General features: G+C 71.5%; 19 protein-coding genes and 1 tRNA gene. 10 read left to right on the top strand and 10 right to left on the bottom strand.

From position 1 onward, the window contains the following. The coding region (locus tag DEP02_RS28605) for an FmdB family zinc ribbon protein (protein WP_112470573.1) at window positions 1–199 on the bottom strand (199 nt) is incomplete at its 3' end. A 279-nt stretch (window positions 200–478) separates the two neighbouring features. Here DEP02_RS28605 and DEP02_RS28600 point away from each other — a divergent pair. The 3 genes from DEP02_RS28600 to DEP02_RS28590 all read left to right on the top strand — a co-directional run bounded on the left by DEP02_RS28600 (window position 479) and on the right by DEP02_RS28590 (window position 5,517). Next, complete coding sequence (locus DEP02_RS28600) at window positions 479–2,704, top strand: transglycosylase domain-containing protein (protein ID WP_198668638.1); 2,226 nt, start codon at window positions 479–481, stop codon at window positions 2,702–2,704. 59 nt (window positions 2,705–2,763) lie between these two features. Next, window positions 2,764–4,068, top strand: coding sequence for a polysaccharide deacetylase family protein (locus DEP02_RS28595; protein WP_112470571.1), 1,305 nt, complete (start codon window positions 2,764–2,766; stop codon window positions 4,066–4,068). Between the two features lie 174 nt (window positions 4,069–4,242). Continuing rightward, window positions 4,243–5,517: an amidase domain-containing protein gene (locus DEP02_RS28590; RefSeq protein ID WP_232839312.1), complete on the top strand. Its 1,275-nt coding sequence runs from the start codon at window positions 4,243–4,245 to the stop codon at window positions 5,515–5,517. 58 nt (window positions 5,518–5,575) lie between these two features. On the opposite strand, the gene DEP02_RS28585 is transcribed toward DEP02_RS28590, so the two are convergent. The 4 genes from DEP02_RS28585 to DEP02_RS28570 form a co-directional block, all read right to left on the bottom strand. After that, window positions 5,576–6,871, bottom strand: a complete 1,296-nt coding sequence (locus DEP02_RS28585) for a coiled-coil domain-containing protein (RefSeq protein WP_232839311.1) — start codon at window positions 6,869–6,871, stop codon at window positions 5,576–5,578. 222 nt (window positions 6,872–7,093) lie between these two features. Then, window positions 7,094–7,870, bottom strand: a complete 777-nt coding sequence (locus DEP02_RS28580) for a DUF4097 family beta strand repeat-containing protein (protein ID WP_112470568.1) — start codon at window positions 7,868–7,870, stop codon at window positions 7,094–7,096. A 202-nt stretch (window positions 7,871–8,072) separates the two neighbouring features. Beyond that, window positions 8,073–8,144 (bottom strand) — tRNA-Val (locus DEP02_RS28575). A gap of 24 nt (window positions 8,145–8,168) precedes the next feature. After that, on the bottom strand, window positions 8,169–8,525 hold the full coding sequence (locus tag DEP02_RS28570; protein WP_112470567.1) for a DUF8825 domain-containing protein: 357 nt from the start codon (window positions 8,523–8,525) through the stop codon (window positions 8,169–8,171). A gap of 148 nt (window positions 8,526–8,673) precedes the next feature. Between DEP02_RS28570 and DEP02_RS28565 the strand changes: the two genes are divergently transcribed. The 3 genes from DEP02_RS28565 to DEP02_RS28555 all read left to right on the top strand — a co-directional run bounded on the left by DEP02_RS28565 (window position 8,674) and on the right by DEP02_RS28555 (window position 10,293). Further along, window positions 8,674–9,399 (top strand): class I SAM-dependent methyltransferase, encoded by a 726-nt coding sequence (locus DEP02_RS28565; protein ID WP_112470566.1) that lies wholly within the window; start codon window positions 8,674–8,676, stop codon window positions 9,397–9,399. Window positions 9,400–9,495: 96 nt separating this feature from the next. Next, window positions 9,496–10,005 (top strand): GNAT family N-acetyltransferase, encoded by a 510-nt coding sequence (locus tag DEP02_RS28560; RefSeq protein ID WP_112470565.1) that lies wholly within the window; start codon window positions 9,496–9,498, stop codon window positions 10,003–10,005. Window positions 10,006–10,062: 57 nt separating this feature from the next. After that, the gene (locus DEP02_RS28555) at window positions 10,063–10,293 is read left to right on the top strand and encodes a DUF2277 domain-containing protein (protein ID WP_112470564.1); all 231 of its coding nucleotides are present in this window, start codon (window positions 10,063–10,065) and stop codon (window positions 10,291–10,293) included. Window positions 10,294–10,315: 22 nt separating this feature from the next. Here DEP02_RS28555 and DEP02_RS28550 read toward each other — a convergent pair whose 3' ends face one another. Together DEP02_RS28550 and DEP02_RS28545 are read right to left on the bottom strand one after the other, a co-directional pair. Next, on the bottom strand, window positions 10,316–10,948 hold the full coding sequence (locus DEP02_RS28550; protein ID WP_112470563.1) for a DedA family protein: 633 nt from the start codon (window positions 10,946–10,948) through the stop codon (window positions 10,316–10,318). Window positions 10,949–11,177: 229 nt separating this feature from the next. Beyond that, window positions 11,178–11,822, bottom strand: a complete 645-nt coding sequence (locus DEP02_RS28545) for an HNH endonuclease family protein (RefSeq protein ID WP_112470562.1) — start codon at window positions 11,820–11,822, stop codon at window positions 11,178–11,180. A gap of 387 nt (window positions 11,823–12,209) precedes the next feature. On the opposite strand from DEP02_RS28545, the gene DEP02_RS28540 reads away from it, so the two are divergent. Beyond that, window positions 12,210–12,788 (top strand): TMEM165/GDT1 family protein, encoded by a 579-nt coding sequence (locus DEP02_RS28540; RefSeq protein WP_112470561.1) that lies wholly within the window; start codon window positions 12,210–12,212, stop codon window positions 12,786–12,788. A gap of 387 nt (window positions 12,789–13,175) precedes the next feature. Continuing rightward, window positions 13,176–13,835, top strand: coding sequence for an HAD-IA family hydrolase (locus tag DEP02_RS28535; protein WP_112470560.1), 660 nt, complete (start codon window positions 13,176–13,178; stop codon window positions 13,833–13,835). A gap of 43 nt (window positions 13,836–13,878) precedes the next feature. Here the strand turns inward: DEP02_RS28535 and DEP02_RS28530 are convergent, their stop codons facing one another. After that, complete coding sequence (locus DEP02_RS28530) at window positions 13,879–15,183, bottom strand: peptidoglycan-binding domain-containing protein (protein ID WP_112470559.1); 1,305 nt, start codon at window positions 15,181–15,183, stop codon at window positions 13,879–13,881. A gap of 161 nt (window positions 15,184–15,344) precedes the next feature. Here DEP02_RS28530 and DEP02_RS28525 point away from each other — a divergent pair, with 161 nt between their 5' ends. Then, a complete protein-coding gene (locus tag DEP02_RS28525) occupies window positions 15,345–17,447 on the top strand; it encodes an MDR family MFS transporter (RefSeq protein WP_112470558.1) in 2,103 nt (700 codons plus the stop codon). A gap of 61 nt (window positions 17,448–17,508) precedes the next feature. Here the strand turns inward: DEP02_RS28525 and DEP02_RS28520 are convergent, their stop codons facing one another. Continuing rightward, the gene (locus tag DEP02_RS28520; protein WP_112470557.1) at window positions 17,509–18,036 is read right to left on the bottom strand and encodes a GNAT family N-acetyltransferase; all 528 of its coding nucleotides are present in this window, start codon (window positions 18,034–18,036) and stop codon (window positions 17,509–17,511) included. A gap of 158 nt (window positions 18,037–18,194) precedes the next feature. Between DEP02_RS28520 and DEP02_RS28515 the strand changes: the two genes are divergently transcribed. Beyond that, complete coding sequence (locus DEP02_RS28515) at window positions 18,195–18,857, top strand: hypothetical protein (RefSeq protein ID WP_112470556.1); 663 nt, start codon at window positions 18,195–18,197, stop codon at window positions 18,855–18,857. On the opposite strand, the gene DEP02_RS35045 is transcribed toward DEP02_RS28515, so the two are convergent. Then, window positions 18,839–19,019: hypothetical protein (locus DEP02_RS35045; protein ID WP_438947807.1), on the bottom strand; the 181-nt coding region annotated here is incomplete at its 5' end. The two genes, DEP02_RS28515 and DEP02_RS35045, sit on opposite strands and share 19 nt — an antisense overlap.

The following is a 19,019-nucleotide window of genomic DNA, read 5'->3' as shown; positions in this document are numbered from 1 at the left end:
AGCATCCGCCGCCGCCCGAGCCGGCCCGCGGCGCGGGTGCCGGCGCGGCGGCCGAGCCGCCCACCGCGACCGTGGACAGCAGTTTGACCGTGTCCTCGTGCCCGGCGGGGCAGGTCGCCGGGGCGGACGACTCCGCCATGGGACGGCTCAGTTCGAAGGTGTCGCCGCAGCTCCGGCAGCGGTATTCGTAACGAGGCATGCGTCCAGGTTAACGGGAGTGACCGGACGCACAGGACTCTCTGTTTCTTATGTCTTGGTTTCTGTCCAGATCTTGTGCGGAGGTTTTGAAAAGACGGCTGATAATTTTGTAGTGCCGCGAGGGCCGCGTGGCGGCTGCGAAGTACGGGGACCGCAGCCGCAGTTGCGGTAGCTGTGCCGACCCGCGCGAGCAACACGGAGTGCGGAGGGAGACGCGGTCGTGACCGAAGCAGGACAGGGGGAAGGCCTTCCGGAGGAGGGCCGCCGTGCGGACGAAACGATGCAGCTGAAAGTCGACGCTCTGCGCAAACCGGACGAGACCATGCAGTTGAAGGTCGACATCCTCCGAAAACAGAACGCGGCCGAACAGCAACAGCCGCACGAAACCATGCAGTTGCGCACCCTTCCGCCCAGCCTGCTCAATTCGTCCGGCTCGTCCGACCCCGATCCCGATCCCGCCTCCGCCGGTCCGACCACCCGGCGCGCCAGCCGCCGCAAGCCGCGCTCCCGCTCCGCGTTCGCCCCGCTCACCCGGCGCCTGGCCCCCCTCGTCGCGGTGACCGAGCCGTACGCCCGCAAGCTCAAACCGGTCTACCCGCGCCCGGGCCGCACCGGCTGGCGCCGCTGGCTGCCCTCCTGGCGGCAGTGGCTCGGCATCGCCCTCTCGGCCTTCGGCCTGACCTCCGCCTTCCTCGCCGTCGCCTACGCCGCGACCGACGTCCCCCAGAACCTGAACAGCTACGCCACCCAGCAGGACAACGTCTACTTCTGGTCCGACGGCACCCCCATGGCCCGTACCGGCTGGGTGCAGCGGCAGGCCATGCCGCTGCAGGACATACCCCAGGACGTCCGCTGGGCCGTGCTCGCCGCCGAGAACGAGAGCTTCTACAGCGACCCCGGCATCTCCTTCACGGGCCTCACCCGCGCCCTGTGGCGCACGGTCGGCCAGGGCGACACCCAGGGCGGCTCCACCATCACCCAGCAGTACGTCAAGAACGTCTACCTGTCGCAGGACCAGAGCATCGGCCGCAAGTTCACCGAGGCGATGATCTCGCTCAAGCTCGACAACCAGATGAGCAAGGACAAGATCCTCGAGGGCTACCTCAACACCAGCTGGTTCGGCCGCGGCACCTACGGCATCCAGCGCGCCGCCCAGGCCTACTACGGCAAGGAGGTCGACGACCTGAACGCGAGCGAGGCCGCCTTCCTCGCCTCCCTGCTCAAGGGCGCCGGCCTGTACGACCCCACCCTCAGCCAGGCCAACCACCGGCGCGCGGTGGAGCGCTGGAGCTGGACCCTCGACCGCATGGTCAAGATCGGCAAGCTGTCCAAGGACGAACGCGCCAAGTACCGGACCTTCCCCGAGCCGCTCAAGCGCAACCCGCTCTACGACACCGGCGAGCAGAGCGACTACCTGGTCGAACTGGCCATGCAGTACGCCAAGAAGGCCGCGCACATCTCCGACCAGGAGTTCGACCTGGGCGGCTACCAGATCTACACGACCTTCGACCGCAAGCGGGAGGCCAGACTCACCGACGCGGTCACCAAGGCCCGCAAGGAGGCGCAGAAGACCACCCCCGGTCCGGCCAGGACCGTGCACTACGGTGCCGCCTCCGTCGCCGCCGACGGCCGCATCCTCGCCGTCCACGGCGGCCCCGACCACCGCAAGCAGGGCTACAACGAGTCCAACGCCACCACCGTGCCCGCGGGTTCGGCCTTCCAGCCGTTCGTCTACGCTGCCGGACTCGAGCACGGCGTCGTCAAACGGCGCGACGCCCCCAGGGAACAGATCACCCCGCAGACCCTCTACAACGGCGACGACGACGTGCCCGTCACCACCCCCGAAGGCCCCTACTGGGACCGCAGCGGCCGCAAGGTGTCCGCCCGCAACGACGGCGGGAAGTCCTGGGGACAGATCTCTCTGCGCAAGGCACTCGCGGAGTCCGTCAACACACCGTTCATGCAGCTCGGCATGGACACCGGCCTGGACAAGGTCAAGCAGACCGCCCTGGCGGCCGGACTGCTCCCCTCCAGCATGGGTCCGCAGGTGCCCGCGCTGTCCCTGGGCACCTCCACCCCGAGCGCGATCCGCATGGCCGGCGGCTACGCCACCTTCGCCGCCCGCGGCATGCACACCGAGCCGTACTCGGTGCGCCGTATCACCCACAACGGCTCCTCCGTCCCACTGGACACCCCGGCCGCGCGGCGCGCGGTGAGCCCACGCGTGGCCGAGGAGGTCACCCAGGCGCTCGGCGACGCCTTCCGCACCGCCCACCCCACCGGGACACCCGCCACGGCCCAGGTGGGGGGCAAGGCCGGCACCACCGAGGACGACACCGCCTCCTGGTACGTCGGCACCGCCAAGTCGGTGTCCACAGCCGTCGTCGTCTACCGCATGGACCTGGCCAAGAGCCTCGAACCACTGCCGCTGAAGGGAGTCGCCGGCACACCCGACGACAGCGTCGCCCACACCATCTGGGCCGGTGCCATGAACCCACTCGGCTGACCCCGGCCCCCGGGCCGCCCCCACCCCCCACCGAACCCCCCTCGCAGAATGAGCCGCCCATGAAGTCAACCGGCCGCCGCCGCAAGGCCCGTGAGCGCCGCCCCAGCACCCGCCCCGAGTTCATGACCCTGGCCGCCCTGCTGGTCGTCGCCACGGTCGTGGCGGGCTTTCTGGCGCTGACCCGTCCCGACTCCACCGCACCGATCGCGTCCACCGGCGCCAAGAACGGCCCCGGTTCCGCGAGCGGCGGCCCCAAGCCTCCCCCGGCCGAACCGAGCAAGGAACCCGAGTGGGACGGCCGGACCAAGGTGCTCGGGGACGGCTCCACCTCCTACACCGGCCCCCAGAAGGGCGTGTTGAAGCCCGAGCCGCTCAAACCCGGTGAGAAACCACCCCAGTTCGTCGTCTTCTCCTGGGACGGCGCCCTGGAGGGCGACGACCGCCTGTTCTCGCACTTCCGGGAACTGGCCAAGGAGTACGACGCCCGCATGACCTTCTTCCTCACGGGCGTCTACATCCTCCCCAAGTCCAAGCAGCACCTCTACCACCCGCCGCAGCACAAGCCGGGCGCCGCCGCCATCGACTACGCCACCGACGAGCACATCCGCGACACCCTGCAGCAGCTGCGCCTCGCCTACGAGCAGGGCCACGAGATCGGCACCCACTTCAACGGCCACTTCTGCGGCGCCAAGGGCGGCGGCGACTGGAGCGTGGAGGAGTGGAAGAGCGAGATCGACCAGTTCTACTCCTTCGCCGAGAAGTGGAAGACCAACACCGGCTTCACCGACATCCCGCCGCTGCCCTTCGACTTCCGCAAGGAGATCACCGGCGGCAGGGCCCCCTGTCTGGAGGGCCAGCCCAACCTGCTGAAGGCCATCAAGGACTACGGCTGGCGCTACGACTCCAGCTCCCCCGGCGACTTCCAGATCTGGCCGGCCAAGAAGGACGGCATCTGGGACTTCCCGCTGCAGATGCTCCCGTACGAGGACGGCAAGTACCAGGGCCTGTCCATGGACTTCAACTTCCTCTACAACCAGTCGAACGGCGAGACCCAGGGCGACCCGGCCAAGTACCCGCAGTGGGAACAGCAGACCGTCGACACCTACATGGCCGGCTTCAACCGGGTCTACTACGGCAGCCGGGCACCGCTGTTCATCGGCAACCACTTCGAGGACTGGAACGGCGGCATCTACATGAGGGCCGTCGACCGGATCATCAAGAACATCTGCACCAAGAAGGACGTCAAGTGCGTGTCGTTCAGGGAGCTCGCCGACTGGCTGGACGTCCAGGACCCGGAGACGCTGCAGCGGCTGCGCTCCCTCGACCCCGCCCAGTCGCCCGACTGGTCATCGGTCGTCAAGTGACGCCCCTGACGCAGCGGTTGGCCTAGGGCCACCCCCTTCACAGGAGTCACACACGCCATGCGAAGATGCCGTCGCCCGGTAGGCGTACCGGCGTAGAGGGGAACATCATTGAAATCAAGAAAACTGAGCCGTAAGCGGCGCCGCGTCACCATAGTCTCGGCGGCGGCCGCCTCGGTGGTCGCCGGAGTGGCCCTGGTGCCCAACTGGAGCGCGGGCGCCGCCGTCACCGACGACCCGACGGTGGACGCGGCCACCAAGGCCACCTTCCAGAAGCTGGCCGACGCGGTCTTCACCGACCGCACCCAGGCCCTGGTCGACGACAGCTCGGCCGGCAAGCACGGAAACAAGGGGCACCACCAGCGGACGTCCGGCTTCTCCGGCAAGGTCCGCCTGTCCGGCACGCAGTCGCGCGAGGAGAAGTCCGCGCTGACCCAGCTGCGCGGCCGCAAGGCGGTCCTCGCCAAGCTGGGCGAGAAGTACAGCGCGGCCAAGACCAACGTCACGCTGGACGCCACGCAGGTGAAGGGCCGGCAGGCCAAGGTCGCCGTCACCGAGACCACGACCCTGACGTACCGCAAGATCCGCGGCAACGAGCCGAAGACCACCGGCTTCCAGGCCCACCACGAGCTGACGTTCAAGGCCGACCACAAGGGCAACTGGCAGCTGACCGGCATCCGCGGCACCGACGACGGCGTAGCGGTCAACCAGGTCCGCAAGCCGCCCGTCGTCCCGCAGCCCACCGCGCGCCCGTCGACCAAGGCGCCGACCGCCACGCCGACCACCAAGGCGCCCAGCCCGGTCCCGACCACCAAGCCGCCGACCACGGCTCCGTCCACCACGGCTCCGTCCACCGCGGCCCCGGCCCCGTCCACCACGGCGCCCACCGTCGCCAACAGCGGCAACCCGCCGGCGGCGCCCCGCTCGGCCACCACCACGAACCCGCCCGCCGCGCCGAAGAACTTCTCCGCCTCCGGCTACGACTACAAGGCCATGGCGGACTACGCGGCGAAGCACTGGAACAACTACAACCCGGACTACCCGAGCTTCGACGGGGCGGGCGCCGGCGGCGACTGCACCAACTTCGTCAGCCAGGCCCTGAAGGCCGGCGGCTGGAAGCACGTCCCAGGCTACGTGTACGACTACACCAGGTGGTTCGGCAACTCCGAGATCCAGTCGCACTCGTTCATCGGCGTCAACGAGTTCTCCTGGTTCGCCCTGTCCTCCCAGCGGGTCACCAGCCTCGCCAACGTCTACCAGATGGACATCGGTGACGTGCTGCAGGTGGACTTCAACCGGGACGGGTCCAAGGACCACACCATGATCGTCACGTCCCGTACCGCGCAGGGCGTGCCGTACCTGTCGTACCACTCCACCAACACCTACAACCGGTCGGTGGCGAGCATCATCGCGTCGTACCCCAACGCGAACTACTACGCCTACCGCACCTGATACGCCCACTGCACCCGAGCGGTACGGCGGACACCCCGTGGGAGCGGGGAGCGGGCCCTCAGCGGCCGGCTCCCCGCTCCTCTCGTATCAGGGTGACCACGTCGGCGACCGCCCGCCGGATCGCCTCGGTCTCCGTCAGGAACTGCCAGTAGTCCGGGTGGCGGCCCTCCAGCGCGGCGACCGCGCGCTCCAGCCGGGCCACCGACTCGTCCAGCGGGCGGGCGTGCCGCGGATCCGGCGTCGTACGGCCCGCCATGGCCAGCCGCTGCGCGTCCCGGATCGCGAACCGGGTCCTCTCCACCTCCGCCTGCGGGTCCTTCTGCACCGCGTTCAGCCGCCGCAGCCGGTCCCCGGCGGCCGACACCGCCTCGTCGGAGGTGTTCAGCAGCGCCCGTACCGTCGACAGCAGCGCCGTCGCGTCCGGCCAGCGCTGGGCCTCCCGCGCGACCTGCGCCTCCTTCAGCCTCAGCTCGGCCTGCCGGACGTTCTCCGCGGCCTGCTCCGGCACCGGCTGCAGGTCCTGCCAGCAGGCGGCCGTGAACCGCCGCCGCAACTCGCTGAGCACCGGCTCCACCTGTTCGGCACGCGTGCTCAACGCCTGCGCGCGGGTACGCAGCGACACCAGCCGGCGGTCGATCTCCGCGGCCCTCTCCGGCAGCCGTACGGCCTCCGCCCGGATCGCCTCCGCCTCCCGCGTCACCCGCTCGGCACGCTCCAGCGTCTGCTGCACACCGTGCTGCCCCGCGCCCTGGTTCAGCCTGGTCAGCTCGGGGGAGAGCGCGGCGAGCCGGGCGGCCAGGTCGTCCGCCCCGAGCCCCGAGCCGCGCGCGCTGTCCAGTGCGCCGGCGGCGGCGCTCAGCGCCTGCCGGGCGCGCTCCACCCCGGGGGCCACGCGGGCCAGTTGGGTCTCGGCCTTGCCGAGCAGCGGACCGAGGCCACTGGCGAAACGATCCAGCTCCCGCTTGACGTTGTACAGCTCGTCCTTGGCGGAGGTCAGGTCGATACGCGCCCGGGTGGCGACGGAGGCCTCCAGGTCGTCCCGGTCCAGGTCCTGCGCGTCGACCGCATCGATATAACGTCGGCTGGCCTCGTCGATGCGCCGCCCGAGCGCCTCGAAGTCGGCGACCGCGCGGCGGGCGGCGGGGGAGTCGTCGACCGCCGTGATCGTCTCGATCGAGATCCGCAGGTCGCGCTGGGCGGTGTCCAGCTCGTAGAAGGCGGCCGCGGCGGCGTCCTTGGCGGCCTGAGCCTCGGCCCGCTGGGTCTCGGCCCGCCCGCCGAACCAGCGCCGGGTGCCGCCGCCGGTGAAGGCGGCGGGCAGCGCGAGCGCGGCCAGCACGGGCAGGCTCACCAGAACGAGAACGTCCCGGACGGCCGCGGCCGGAGAAGAGGCAGGGAGCGAGGCCGGGGAAGAGGCAGGGAGCGAGGCCGGGCAGGCGCTCCGAGGCCGGGGCCGCGCATACGGCGAGTGCGGCTGTGCAGGTGTCGCCGGTGTCGCCGCCACATCCCTCTCCCGCTGTGATCCGCCGTCCGTGGGGCCATTGTCCCATCCGCGGACGGCGAACACACGGGCCGGTCAGTCCGCCGTCCGAACCGTGATCCTTCCGTCGTCGGTGGTCGCGGACACCACGTGGGGGCTGGAGTCGCCGCGGGGCACGGAGACGTCCACGGAGCCGTCGCCGGTCTTCGTCGTCACCCGGTACGCGGCGTGCGGCAGCGTGATGCTGACGGAGCCGTCCTCGGAGTTCGCCTCCACCCGGTCCGGAACGGCCTCCAGCTCCAGGCGGACCGACCCGTCCTCGGAGCCGGCCCGCACCTGCCGCGAGGACACCTCCGCCCGCACCGAACCGTCGTCGGTCCTCAGCTCCAGGGGCCCGGTGACGTCGGTGACGTGCACGGACCCGTCGTCCGTACGAATGCTCAGCGCATCCTTGAACCCATGCGCCCGCACGCTGCCGTCGTCGGCCTCGACCCGCACGGCGATCCCGCGCGGGACCTCGATGCGGTACTTGGCGGAGCAGTCGGCGATGAACCCGGAGCACTTCATCCGCAGCACCAGCCGGTCGTCGTCCTTCATCTCCCAGGTCACCCGGGGATCCTGGCCCACCAGCACCGACCCCTTGAACCACCGAGTGACCCGCACGCTCCCCGCCTTGTGCGCGTCGACGGCGACGACCTCCAGCGCCGAGTCGTCGGAGTCGACGGTCAGCGTGCGTCCGTGCAGGGCGAAGGAGCGGTGCTCGGGGTTCTTGTCCTCCTCCTCCACGGAACCTCCGCAGGCGGTGACCGCGGCGAGCAGAACCACGACGACACCGACGGCGGCGGCGACGCGAGCGGGAACGGTACGGGACATGACGGTCTCCCCCTGGGGTACGGACGGCGAGCTCCTGCGGCTCTGCGACGACCGTATGGAGGAGCACCGGCGCACTGAATCCGGCGTGCTACCGGGCCGGGGGTGGGGTTAACCCCCGCAGCGCCGGGCCCTTGACACGACGAAGGCCCAGGTCTTCGGGTCTCACCCGTCTACCTGGGCCCTGCTCGTGTCCTGCGACCGGTGGGCGCGGACGGTTTCGAACCGCCGACATCCTGCTTGTAAGGCAGGCGCTCTACCACTGAGCTACGCACCCGCGACGATTCGACAGCCTACCTTGTCAGGGGCACTGTCCCGCAAACCCGTCCCGCTGGGCCTCGTGGGCGTGCTTCAGGCGGCTGCGGGCGTCGACGCCGTCCGGGCCGGTGAGCTCGGACCAGTACCGGTGGGTGGTGACTAACACCGCGAGCTCGTGCTCGCGTCGCCGGAGCTTTTCGACCTCGGCCTGTTCGTCGGCCGTCCACCCCGGCGAGGCCGGCCGCTCCACCTTGCGCCAGCCGGCGTCGTCGCTGAACCCGTCCAACGGCTCGACCGACCAGGGCAGCCGCTTGAACAGCGCCGCCAGCTCGGCCCGGACCTGACGCAGCTCCTCCTGACCGGCGAGGAGGTCACTCGGGAAGTCGTAGGACGTAGCCACGCGGCAATGCTACGCCTGTTCGAATTCAGGGCGCGACTTACTTCGATGGGTTCATGTGTTCGAAGTGCGTTTGTTCTGTGCCATCGAAGTTTGATCAGCACTGAGAACTGGTGGTCAGGGGCGGCGGTGCCCCCATAGGTTCGGCAGCATGGCTGACGAGTGCTTCGGGCATCCACGGCTCGCCGCGATCTATGACCCGCTCGACCCCGACCGCAGTGATCTCGATGCATACGTCCGGATGGCAGACGAGTTCAAGGCGCGTCGAGTGCTGGACATCGGCTGCGGGACAGGGGTGTTCCCTCTTCTCCTGGCTGAACGCGGGATCGAGGTCACCGGCATCGATCCCGCCCAGGCGTCCATCGACGTCGCCCGGGCCAAACCGGGCAGTGAGAGGGTGCGCTGGATCTGCGGTGATGCGGCAGACCTCCCGCCGCTGCAGGTCGACCTTGCGACGATGACGGCGAACGTTGCCCAGGCCATCGCTGATCCGCGGACATGGCAGAAAACGCTGCAGGGAGCCTACGAAGCACTGCGGCCCGGCGGGCATCTGGTCTTCGAGACGCGCGACCCGGCCGGACGCGCCTGGGAAGAGTGGACCCGCGAGACCTCCTACCGCGCGACGGAGATCCCAGGCGCCGGCTCCGTCGAGACCTGGGTCCAGCTGGTCGAGGTGAGCGGGCCTCTGGTGACATTCCGCTGGACCTACGTGTTCGCCACGGACGGACAGGTGCTGACGTCGGATTCGACGCTGCGTTTCCGCGAGCGGGAAGAGGTCGAGAGGGACCTGGTCGCGCATGGCTATGTGGTGGAGGAAGTGCGCGACGCGCCTGACCGACCAGGAAGGGAGTTCGTCTTCCTGGCGCGACGTCCGTGATCTCCAGCGATCCACGCACTCAGACTTCGATGGCGCAGGACAGCGCTCGCTGTGCGTCGCCGCCCGCTGTCAGTACCCTGCCCTACGGTGGCCGCCATGGGTGACACGGATGCGAACCGGGTGCGGCTGGAGCCGTGGGGCGAGGACGACCTCTGGCTGCTGCGGCTGCACAACAGTCCCGAGATGACCGCTCACTTGGGCGGCCCGGAGAGCGAGGACCAGCTTGCCGCGCGGCACCGGCGGTACCTCGCCCTGGAGTCGGGGCGGATGTACCGGGTGGTGCTCGCGGACGGCGGCGAGACCGTGGGCGCGATCGGGTTCTGGGAGCGGGCTTGGCGGGGCGGGACCGTGTGGGAGACCGGGTGGGGGGTGTCCCCCGCCTTTCAGGGACGGGGGCTGGCGGTGCGGGCGGCGCTGGCCGTCGTGGCCGAGGCGCGGGCCGCCGGCGGGCACCGGTATCTGCACGCGTTCCCGAAAACCGAGCACGTCGCCTCGAACGCGGTCTGCCGCCGCGCCGGGTTCACGCTGCTCGGCCCGGTCGACTTCGAGTACCCGAAGGGTAACCGGATCACGTCCAACGACTGGCGGATCGACCTCGCGGCCTGAGCCGTCGTGCCCGAAGGCGCTTGCGCGGTGCGCGCGGGGTGTGCTGACACTGGCGGCATGTGCCGAAGCATCAAGACGCTGCGTCCGCCCGCGTTGCCCGAGGAGGCGACGGAGGAAGAGGTGCGGGCCGCCGCGCTGCAGTTCGTGCGGAAGGTCTCGGGGTTCCGGGCGCCCGCCGCACACAACCGTGAGGTCTTCGACCACGCGGTGGACGTGATCGCCCGGTCCACGCAGGAGTTGCTGGCAGGGCTGGAGGTACGGGGGCAGGCCGCACGCGAGGCGGAGTGACCGCCCGGCGCCGCGACTTCTCCTACGCCTCCGCGGCCACCGGCGTGCGCCGCATCAGATACGCCGCCCCCGCCCCCGCCGCGAACAGCGCCGCCACCGACACCCCCGTGGCCAGCCACGCCGCGCCCAGCCACCGGGTACCGAAGTAGCCGAGGGCCACGCTGTAGGCGGCCCAGGACAGGCCAGCCAGCGCCGACCAGGGGAGGAACTCCCGGACCCGGCGGTGCGTGGCACCGGCGCTGAAGGAGACCACCGAGCGGCCGGCCGGGGCGAAGCGGGCGAGGATCACCAGTGCGCCGCCGCCCCGGGACAGGGCCGCCCCGAGCCGCTCCTGCGCCCTGCTCAGCCGCCGCGAGCGGGAGATCGCGCGGTCCAGCCGCTCGCCGCCCCGCCGGGCCAGCCGGTAGGCGAAGAGGTCGCCCAGCACCGACGCCGTGGCCGCGCACAGGATCAGCGCGAGGATGTCCGGCACGTTCTGCGGGACGTGTCCCGTCGCCGCGCCCGTGCCCGCGGCCGCCGCCGTGGCGGCCGTCACGATCAGCACGCCGCTGGGCAGCACCGGCAGGAACACGTCCAGCAGGACGGACGCGGCGATCACGACATAGATCCATGGAGTGCCGGTGAGCAACCCCACCCGCGCCAGACTCTCCAGCACCGAAGACTCCCCCTGTCATCCCCCGTGAACCGCCGACCGTGCCGCGACGTCGCGGGGGGAGCGGCAGGAGCGGCCTCAACAGCCATACAGCGTACGCCGGGAGTGTGACAGGAGTTTCACCGGGGGTCATGCGTTCGGTCGTGGGATCAACTCACGGTCATCGCGGTCCCTTCCTCCGTCGCTCCGTACGGTACGGAACGACGGAGGCCGGTGGGGGGATACCGGGAGGTCAGCAGTTGGCGAGGTAGCCCTGCAGGGCGCTCTTCTCCGTCGAGTCGACCGACAGGTTGTAGTAGTACTTCACCTGCACCCACGCCCGGACGTACGTGCAGCGGTACGACGACTGGGACGGGACCCACTCCGCCGGGTCCTTGTCGCCCTTCGACCGGTTGGAGCTGGCGGATACGGCGATCAGCTGCGGGCGGGTCAGATCGTTGGCGAACGCCTGGCGCTGGGCGGTGGTCCACTTGCTCGCGCCGGAGTCCCAGGCCTCGGCGAGCGGGATGACGTGATCGATGTCCACGCCGGAGGAGGCGGTCAGGGTGACGCCGTCGTACACGGAGTACCAGCTGCCGCTGATGGACGCGCAGGAGGCGTCGGTGACGACGTTGGTGCCGTCGCGCTTCAGAACGGTCTCGCGGGCGTTGCAGGTGCCGCTGATGGTGATCCAGTGCGGGAAGAGGTCGCGGTTGTAGCCGGTGCGGTTCTCGGCGGTCACGGTGAGGGAGGCGAGGTAGCTGCGTGCGGTGGCCGCGCTGACGGGGGTGGGGAGGGCGGCGGAGGCGGCGGGGGAGTTGAAGAGCGCGGCGGAGGCTATGAGGCCGGTGAGGGCCGCGAGTATGCTCAGCCGTCGACGCGCGTAGAACTTCGGCATGCGAACTCCCTTGTGGGGTGGGGGTGTTGAATGCGGGCATGGGTATGCTCGCGACGCCGCGTTGCGGGGAGGCGTACGTCCGGTGAGACGCTAGTGACATGCGCATGACGTGACAAGGTTCAGGGATGAACTTCTCGTCGCGTACGATGGACGGCGCGGAAGGGGAGTAGCCCTTCGCCGGACCGTCGACATACTGCTCAGCCCGCCTGAGCCGGCGCCCGGAGGCGGACCCTCGTCGTGGACGGGGTCGGCCGGCGAGACCTTCGGCAAGCAGTGCACGCCCGTGCCGTACGGCACGGGTGAATATCCGTGTGCTGCCCTGCCGAGACGTCTCCTCGCTCAATTCGCAGCACTCTCGGCGGGGTGGCCCCGACCGATTGAGGAAAAGTGATCAGTCTCAGCGTCCTGGCGCTCACCTTCGGCGTCGTCTTCCTCGCCGAACTGCCGGACAAGACGGCACTCGCGGGGCTCGTCCTCGGCACCCGCTACCGCGCCTCGTACGTCTTCGCCGGCGTCGCCGCCGCGTTCCTGCTGCACGTCACGCTGGCCGTGGCGGCCGGCAGCGTCCTGACGCTCCTGCCGCAGCGGATCGTGCAGGCCCTGACGGGCGTGCTGTTCCTCGGCGGCGCGGCCGTGCTGCTGCTGAAGAAGGACGACGGGGAAGAGGAGATCCGCCGGCCCGAGGACCAGTCGTTCTGGAAGGTCGCGGGGACCGGCTTCATGCTCATCCTGGTCGCCGAGTTCGGCGACCTCACCCAGATCATGACGGCCAACCTCGCCGCCCACTACGACAACCCCCTCTCGGTCGGTCTGGGTGCCGTCCTGGCCCTCTGGTCGGTCGCGGGCCTGGGCATCGTGGGCGGCAAGGCCCTGATGCGGCGGGTGCCGCTCGGCCTGATCACGAAGATCGCGGCCCTGCTGATGCTGGGGCTCGGGGTGTGGAGCCTGTGGGAGGCGGTGGCGTAGGCGCGGCGGGCTCGGCCCTGCGGTACGGCAGGGCAGGAGGCCCTGCCGTACCGTCCCGGCCGGACGGCTGGGCGGCCGGCCGTTCACCGGGCCGCCCGGTCGCTGACCGGGCCCATGGTGCTGGCGAGTCCGACCGGCAAGTGGAGTATCCGGATCGGCCCCCGTCGGCGTTTCCGCTGGTCACCCGCTGCGGCGGTGGCCCAAAGCTCCGCTTGGCCGGCCCGGGTGTCGAGGGCCGGAAGGTGAACCCTGGGTGAACGGGTGGCGTAGGTGGTGGCGGGTTCCCGCATTGTTTTGTACCGTGGGGGAACAAAGTGGCTCCCGCCCGCTCCCCCCTGACCGGCGGGCGGGGCCGCCTTGTTCCTTCGCCGCGCCCTGGAGCTGCCGATGACGGCCACCGCCGTGTTCACCGCCCGCGCCCTCCTGCTGGACATGGACGGCACCCTCGTCAATTCGGATGCCGTGGTCGAGCGGGTCTGGCGGCGGTGGGCCGACCGGCACGGGCTGGACGGCGACGAGGTGATGAAGGTGGTCCACGGGCGCCAGGGGCACGCCTCGATGGCGCTGCTGCTGCCGAACCGGCCCAAGGAGCAGAACCTCGCCGAGAACGCGCGGATGCTCGCCGAGGAGACCTCGGACATGGACGGCGTGGTTCCGATACCCGGGGCGCCGGAGTTCCTCGCCGGGCTGCGCGGGCTCCCGCACGCCCTTGTGACCTCGGCCGACGTGGACCTGTCCACGGCCCGGATGGCCGCCGCCGGCCTGCCCCTGCCCGATGCCCGCATCACCGCGGAGTCCGTCGGGGCGAGCAAGCCCGACCCCGAGGGCTTCCTGAAGGGCGCCGCCGAACTCGGTGTCGCGCCCGCCGACTGCGTGGTGTTCGAGGACTCCGGCGCGGGCATCGCGGCGGGGCGTGCCGCGGGGATGCGGGTGATCGGGGTCGGACCGCGCGCCGGGTTCCACCGGCCGGACGCGGTGGTGCGGGACCTGACCGGGGTGCGGGTTCAGGCCGCGGGCGACGGGACGATCCGGCTGCACGTGGGATAGGGCCTGTCCGGCGGACAGGCCCTGGTGACAGCCGCGCTCCCGCTCAGGGTGCCCTCGTCTCCGACTCCAGGCTCGCCCTCGTCGCCGGGCCGTACACCCCGGACTCGTCCGTGCTGATGCCGCGGGTCCACTGATAGGTGCGTACGGCTCTCTCGACCCGGCTGTTGTAGAAGCCGTCCGTCCTGCCGCTGTAGAGGTACAACTGGCGCAGCCGCTGCTGGAGTTCGGTCACCTCGGGGCCCCGGTCGCCGGGGCGCAGCACGGGGCCGGGGTCCGCGGGCGCGGGGGCCTGGAGGGTCGTCGTGGGCTGGGCCGGCTCGGACTGCTCCGCCCCGGTGCCCGGACCGGTCCCGGCCTGCGAGGCGGACGCCGACGGCGACTGCGACGCCGTGCCCGAAGCCGACGGCGAGGGGGACGGTGACCCGCTCTCGTCCGCGGACGGCGACCCGCTCGCCGACGCCGACGCGGAGGCCGACGGTGCCGACGAGGCCCCGGAGGCCGTCGACGAGGGCGCCACGGACGTGTCCGCCGACGCGTCCGGCAGGCTCTCCCGCGCGGAATGCGACGCGCGGTCCCGCTCCGGGGAGGCGTAGGAGAACAGTCCACTGGTGAACCCGGCCGCCGCCACGACCGCGACCACGGTCGCGGACCCGGCGAGCACCACCGTGGTGCGGCGCCGGCCGCCGCGACGGCCGGGCTGGGCACCCTCGGCTCCGGCTCCGGCACCGGTGCCGATGCCGACGGTCGGCTCGGCGGGCGCGGACTCGAACAGGTTGAGGTCGGACGCGTTCGGCCCGCCCCGCTGCGGTGCCAGCGGCGTGGGCAGCCCGGGCACGGCCTGCGGCGGCGTCGTCGAGTCCGCGGGTACGGCCCGCAGCGTCATCGTGGCATCCGCGGGTACGGCCCGCAGCGTCATGGTGGCGTCCGCGGGTACGGCCTGCGGCGGCGTTGCGGCGTCCGCGGGTGGAGCCTGCGGCGGTATCGCGGCGTCCGCGGGTGGAGCCTGCGGCGTTGCGGCGTCCGCGGACACGACCTGCGGCGGCATCGTGGCGTCCGCGGACACGGCCCGCAGCGTCATCGTGGCGTCCACGGGGGCGGGGCGCTCCGGCGGCTCCCCCTGAGGGTGCGCCTGCGCCTTCTCCTCGCCCTCGGTGCCCTGTGCCGACTCCTCGATCTCCACGTACGGCCGTACCCGCAGCGGATTGAAGTCCTCGGCCGCCGCCGCCTCCGCCGTCCGCGCGTCGCGCAACGCGTCGGACGCCCGGCTCCCGCAGGCGCACGACGGGGCGTTGTCCGTGCCCCGGGGCGCCCCGCACTCCGGGCAGACGTGCCCCCTCTGCTCTTCCACGCCTCGGTCCCCTCCCTCGCGAACTCCAAGGATTATGCAGATGATCCACACGTCATCTCCCCGAAGCCCCCCGGAATGGCCGCGTCCGGCGGGACTCAACGGGCCATAACGGGTCACAACGATGACGATGGAAGAGGTCACAAGAGTCTCGGGAGGTCTCCATGGCCGGGGATACGCACGGCAGGAGCGGGACGACCGGCGAGGTGCGGGAGCCGCAGCCGCCGTTCGCGCCGCCACCCTCGCACGGCGGTGCCGGGGCCGAGCCCGAGCACGTGCCCGGCAACGTCCTCGTCCCGATCGGCGCGCTGCTCCTCGGGCTGTTGCTGGCCGCGCTCGACCAGACCATCGTCTCCACCGCGCTGCCCACCATCGTCAGCGACCTCGGCGGGCTCGACCACCTGTCCTGGGTGGTCACGGCGTACCTGCTGGCGTCGACCGCCGCGACCCCGCTGTGGGGCAAACTCGGTGACCAGTACGGGCGCAAGAAGCTCTTCCAGACCGCGATCGTGATCTTCCTGATCGGTTCCGCGCTGTGCGGCATGGCGCGGAACATGCCCGAGCTGATCGGTTTCCGGGCGCTGCAGGGACTGGGCGGCGGCGGGCTGATCGTGCTGTCCATGGCGATCGTCGGCGATGTCGTCCCGCCCCGCGAACGCGGCCGCTACCAGGGCCTGTTCGGTGCGGTGTTCGGCACGACCAGCGTCCTCGGGCCGCTGCTCGGCGGGGTGTTCACCCAGCATCTGAGCTGGCGCTGGGTGTTCTACGTCAACCTGCCCGTCGGCGTCGTCGCCCTCGCCGTGATCGCGGCGGCCCTGCACATTCCGCGCCGGGCGCAACGGCACGTCATCGACTACCTCGGCACCTTCCTCATCGCCTCGGTCGCCACCTGCCTGGTGCTGGTGGCCTCCCTCGGCGGCACCACCTGGGCCTGGGGCTCGCCGCAGATCGTCACCCTGGCGGCGCTGGGCGTCGTCCTCGCGGTCGCGTTCGTGGCGGTGGAGCGCAGGGCGGCCGAGCCGGTGCTGCCGCTCAAGCTGTTCGGCATCCGCACCTTCTCCCTCTCCGCGGTCATCAGCTTCATCGTCGGCTTCGCCATGTTCGGCGCGATGACCTACCTGCCGACCTTCCTGCAGGTCGTGCGGGGCGTCTCCCCGACGCTGTCCGGTGTGTACATGCTGCCGATGGTGGCCGGCATGCTGCTGGCCTCCACCGGCTCCGGGCAGATCGTCAGCCGCACCGGCCGCTGGAAGGTGTTCCCCGTCCTGGGTACCGCCGTCACCACCATCGGCCTGCTCCTGCTGCACCGGCTCGACGAGCACAGCTCCACGGCCAGGATGAGCGGCAGCTTCTTCGTCTTCGGCCTGGGCCTCGGCCTGGTCATGCAGGTCCTCGTCCTCATCGTGCAGAACGCCGTCAGCTACGAGGACCTGGGCGTCGCCACCTCCGGCGCCACCTTCTTCCGCTCCATCGGCGCCTCCTTCGGCGTGGCGATCTTCGGTACGGTCTTCGCGAGCCGTCTCGGGGACACGCTGACCGCCGCCTTCAAGGGCGCCCGACTGCCGCCGGGAGTCTCGGCGAACACGCTCAAGTCCGACCCGCGCGGCATCGCCGCCCTGCCGTCCGAACTGCGCCCGGCGGCCCTGCACGCGTACGCCACCGCCATCACCGAGGTCTTCCTCTACGCCGCTCCGGTGGTCCTGCTCGGCTTCGCCCTGGCCTGGCTGCTGAAGGAGGACAGGCTGCGCGGCTCGGTCACGGCCCCCGACGGCACGCAGACGCTGGCCACCAACCCGGTCGAGCGGTCCTCGTACGACGAGGTGTGCCGGGCGCTGTCGCTGCTGGGCACACGTGAGGGGCGGCGCGAGATCTACCGGAAGATCACCGCGAGGGCGGGCTGCGACCTCAAGCCCGCGGCGAGCTGGCTGCTGCTGCGGATCAAGAAGTACGGTGCGGTGGAGCCGGCCCTGCTGGCCGAGCGCAGTACCGTCCCGCTGGGCGTCGTCATCGAGGCCGCCCGCCAGGTCGAGGAGCGGCGTCTCGCCGAGCGCCTGGGCCCGGACCTCGTACTGACCGAGGCGGGCCGCGAGATCGCCGAGCGGCTCGCGCACGCCCGGGAGGAGTCACTGGCGGAGCTGCTGGGCGACTGGTGGGGCCCCGGCCGGCCGACCGACCTGGTGCAGCTGGTGAAGGAGCTGACCGGGGAGCTGTGCGGCTCCGAGAAGGAACGGCCGCACGACGGGCGGCCGTTGACCCGGCCGGCCTGACTCCCGGGGCCGCAGATCCCCGGACCCCGGGGCCGCAGGCCCCCCAGACCCCTGAGGGCCCTCAGGACTCTCGGGCGAGGGACTTGCCGAACCAGTGCTCGGCGTACGGGTCGTCGTTGTGCGGCTCGGTCTCCGCATAGCCCAGCCGGGTGTACAGGGCGCGGGCCTCCACGAGGTCGCCGCGGGTGTCCAGGACCATCCGCCGGGCGCCGAGCGCACGGGCCGCGTCCTCGGCGGCGGCGACCAGCAGCGCGGCGCCGCCCCTGCCGCGCGTCTCCTCGCGCAGGAACACCCGGGTGAGCTCGGCGGTCGAGGCGTCCAGCAGCCGTACGCCCGCGGTGCCGGCCGGGGTGCCGTCGTAGTGGGCGAGCAGCAACTGCCCGGTGGGCGGGGAGAGTTCGGCGCCCGTGTGGGCGGCGATCTCCCGCTCCAGCTCGTCGGGGTCGGTGCGGCGTCCTTCGTGCAGCAGGTACCAGCGGTCGCTGACCTCGGTGTAGTACGCCCGCCAGAGCGCGGTGGCGGCGGGGGAGTCGTACGGCTCCGGGGCCACGGTCCAGGGAGCGGAGTCGCGGGTGGGGGTCGGGGGCATGCGGGCATTCTCGGCAGATGGCCCGGCGGGCGCACAACCGGATGTCCGGGGTGGTGCGCTGTGCGCCGCTTCCGCCCCGACAGGCAGTTTGTCGATCAACTTCCGGGCAACCCGGAGGTAGAACCGGCCAGTTGGGCCGATCGACCCGGAAGGTTCTCATGTCCACAGGCCTGATCATCGCTTTGATCGTGATGGCGGCGGCCGTCGTCGTGGTGGCGGCCGTGCTGACCTCGCGTGCTCGTGGGGAGCACGGCGGGCGGAGTCTGAAGCGGCGCTTCGGCCCGGAGTACGACCGGACCGTGGCCCGCCACGACGGCGACACCAAGGCCGCCGAGCGCGAACTCGCCGCGCGCGTGGAACGCCACGGCGGCCTGCGCGAGCGGTCGCTGGAGCCGGCCGAGCGCGAGCGGTTCGAGGCGCGGTGGACGGCCGCGCAGGAGCGGTTCGTCGACTCGCCACGGGAGGCGGTCGCCGAGGCGGACCGGCTGCTCGGCGAGCTGGCCGGGGCCCGGGGGTTCCCGGCCGACGGCCAGTACGAGGAGCAGCTGGCCGCGCTGTCCGTGCACCACGGGCACCACGTCCACGGCTACCGCCGTGTCCACCGCGCCGCGCACCCGGACGGTGCCCTGGAGAACGGGGTGAGCACCGAGGACCTGCGCGCCTCCATGGTCGAGGCCCGCGACCTCTTCGAGGACCTGCTGACCCCGTCCCGGGGCGGCACCGCCCCCGAGGGCGCCGCCGAGTCCGGCACCCACCACGGCACCCACCACGGCTCTCGCCTCCCGTGGGCCCTCGACCGACGTCACGCGAAGGAGAGCTGATCGAGATGTCCGACGTGACACCTGGCGAGGGCCGAGGGCACGCCGATGGCGGGGAGCAGGCCGAGGACGGCCGGGGACCGGTGACGGGTCGGGGGCCGGCCGCGGCGGACCGTGGGGCCGCCGCGGGCCGCGAGCCGGTGGCGGGCCCCGGGACGGCTCCGG

Source organism: Streptomyces triticisoli (assembly GCF_003270085.1).
GTDB classification, from domain to species: Bacteria; Actinomycetota; Actinomycetes; order Streptomycetales; family Streptomycetaceae; genus Streptomyces; species Streptomyces triticisoli.
This window is presented reverse-complemented; position numbering and strand designations above follow the sequence as displayed.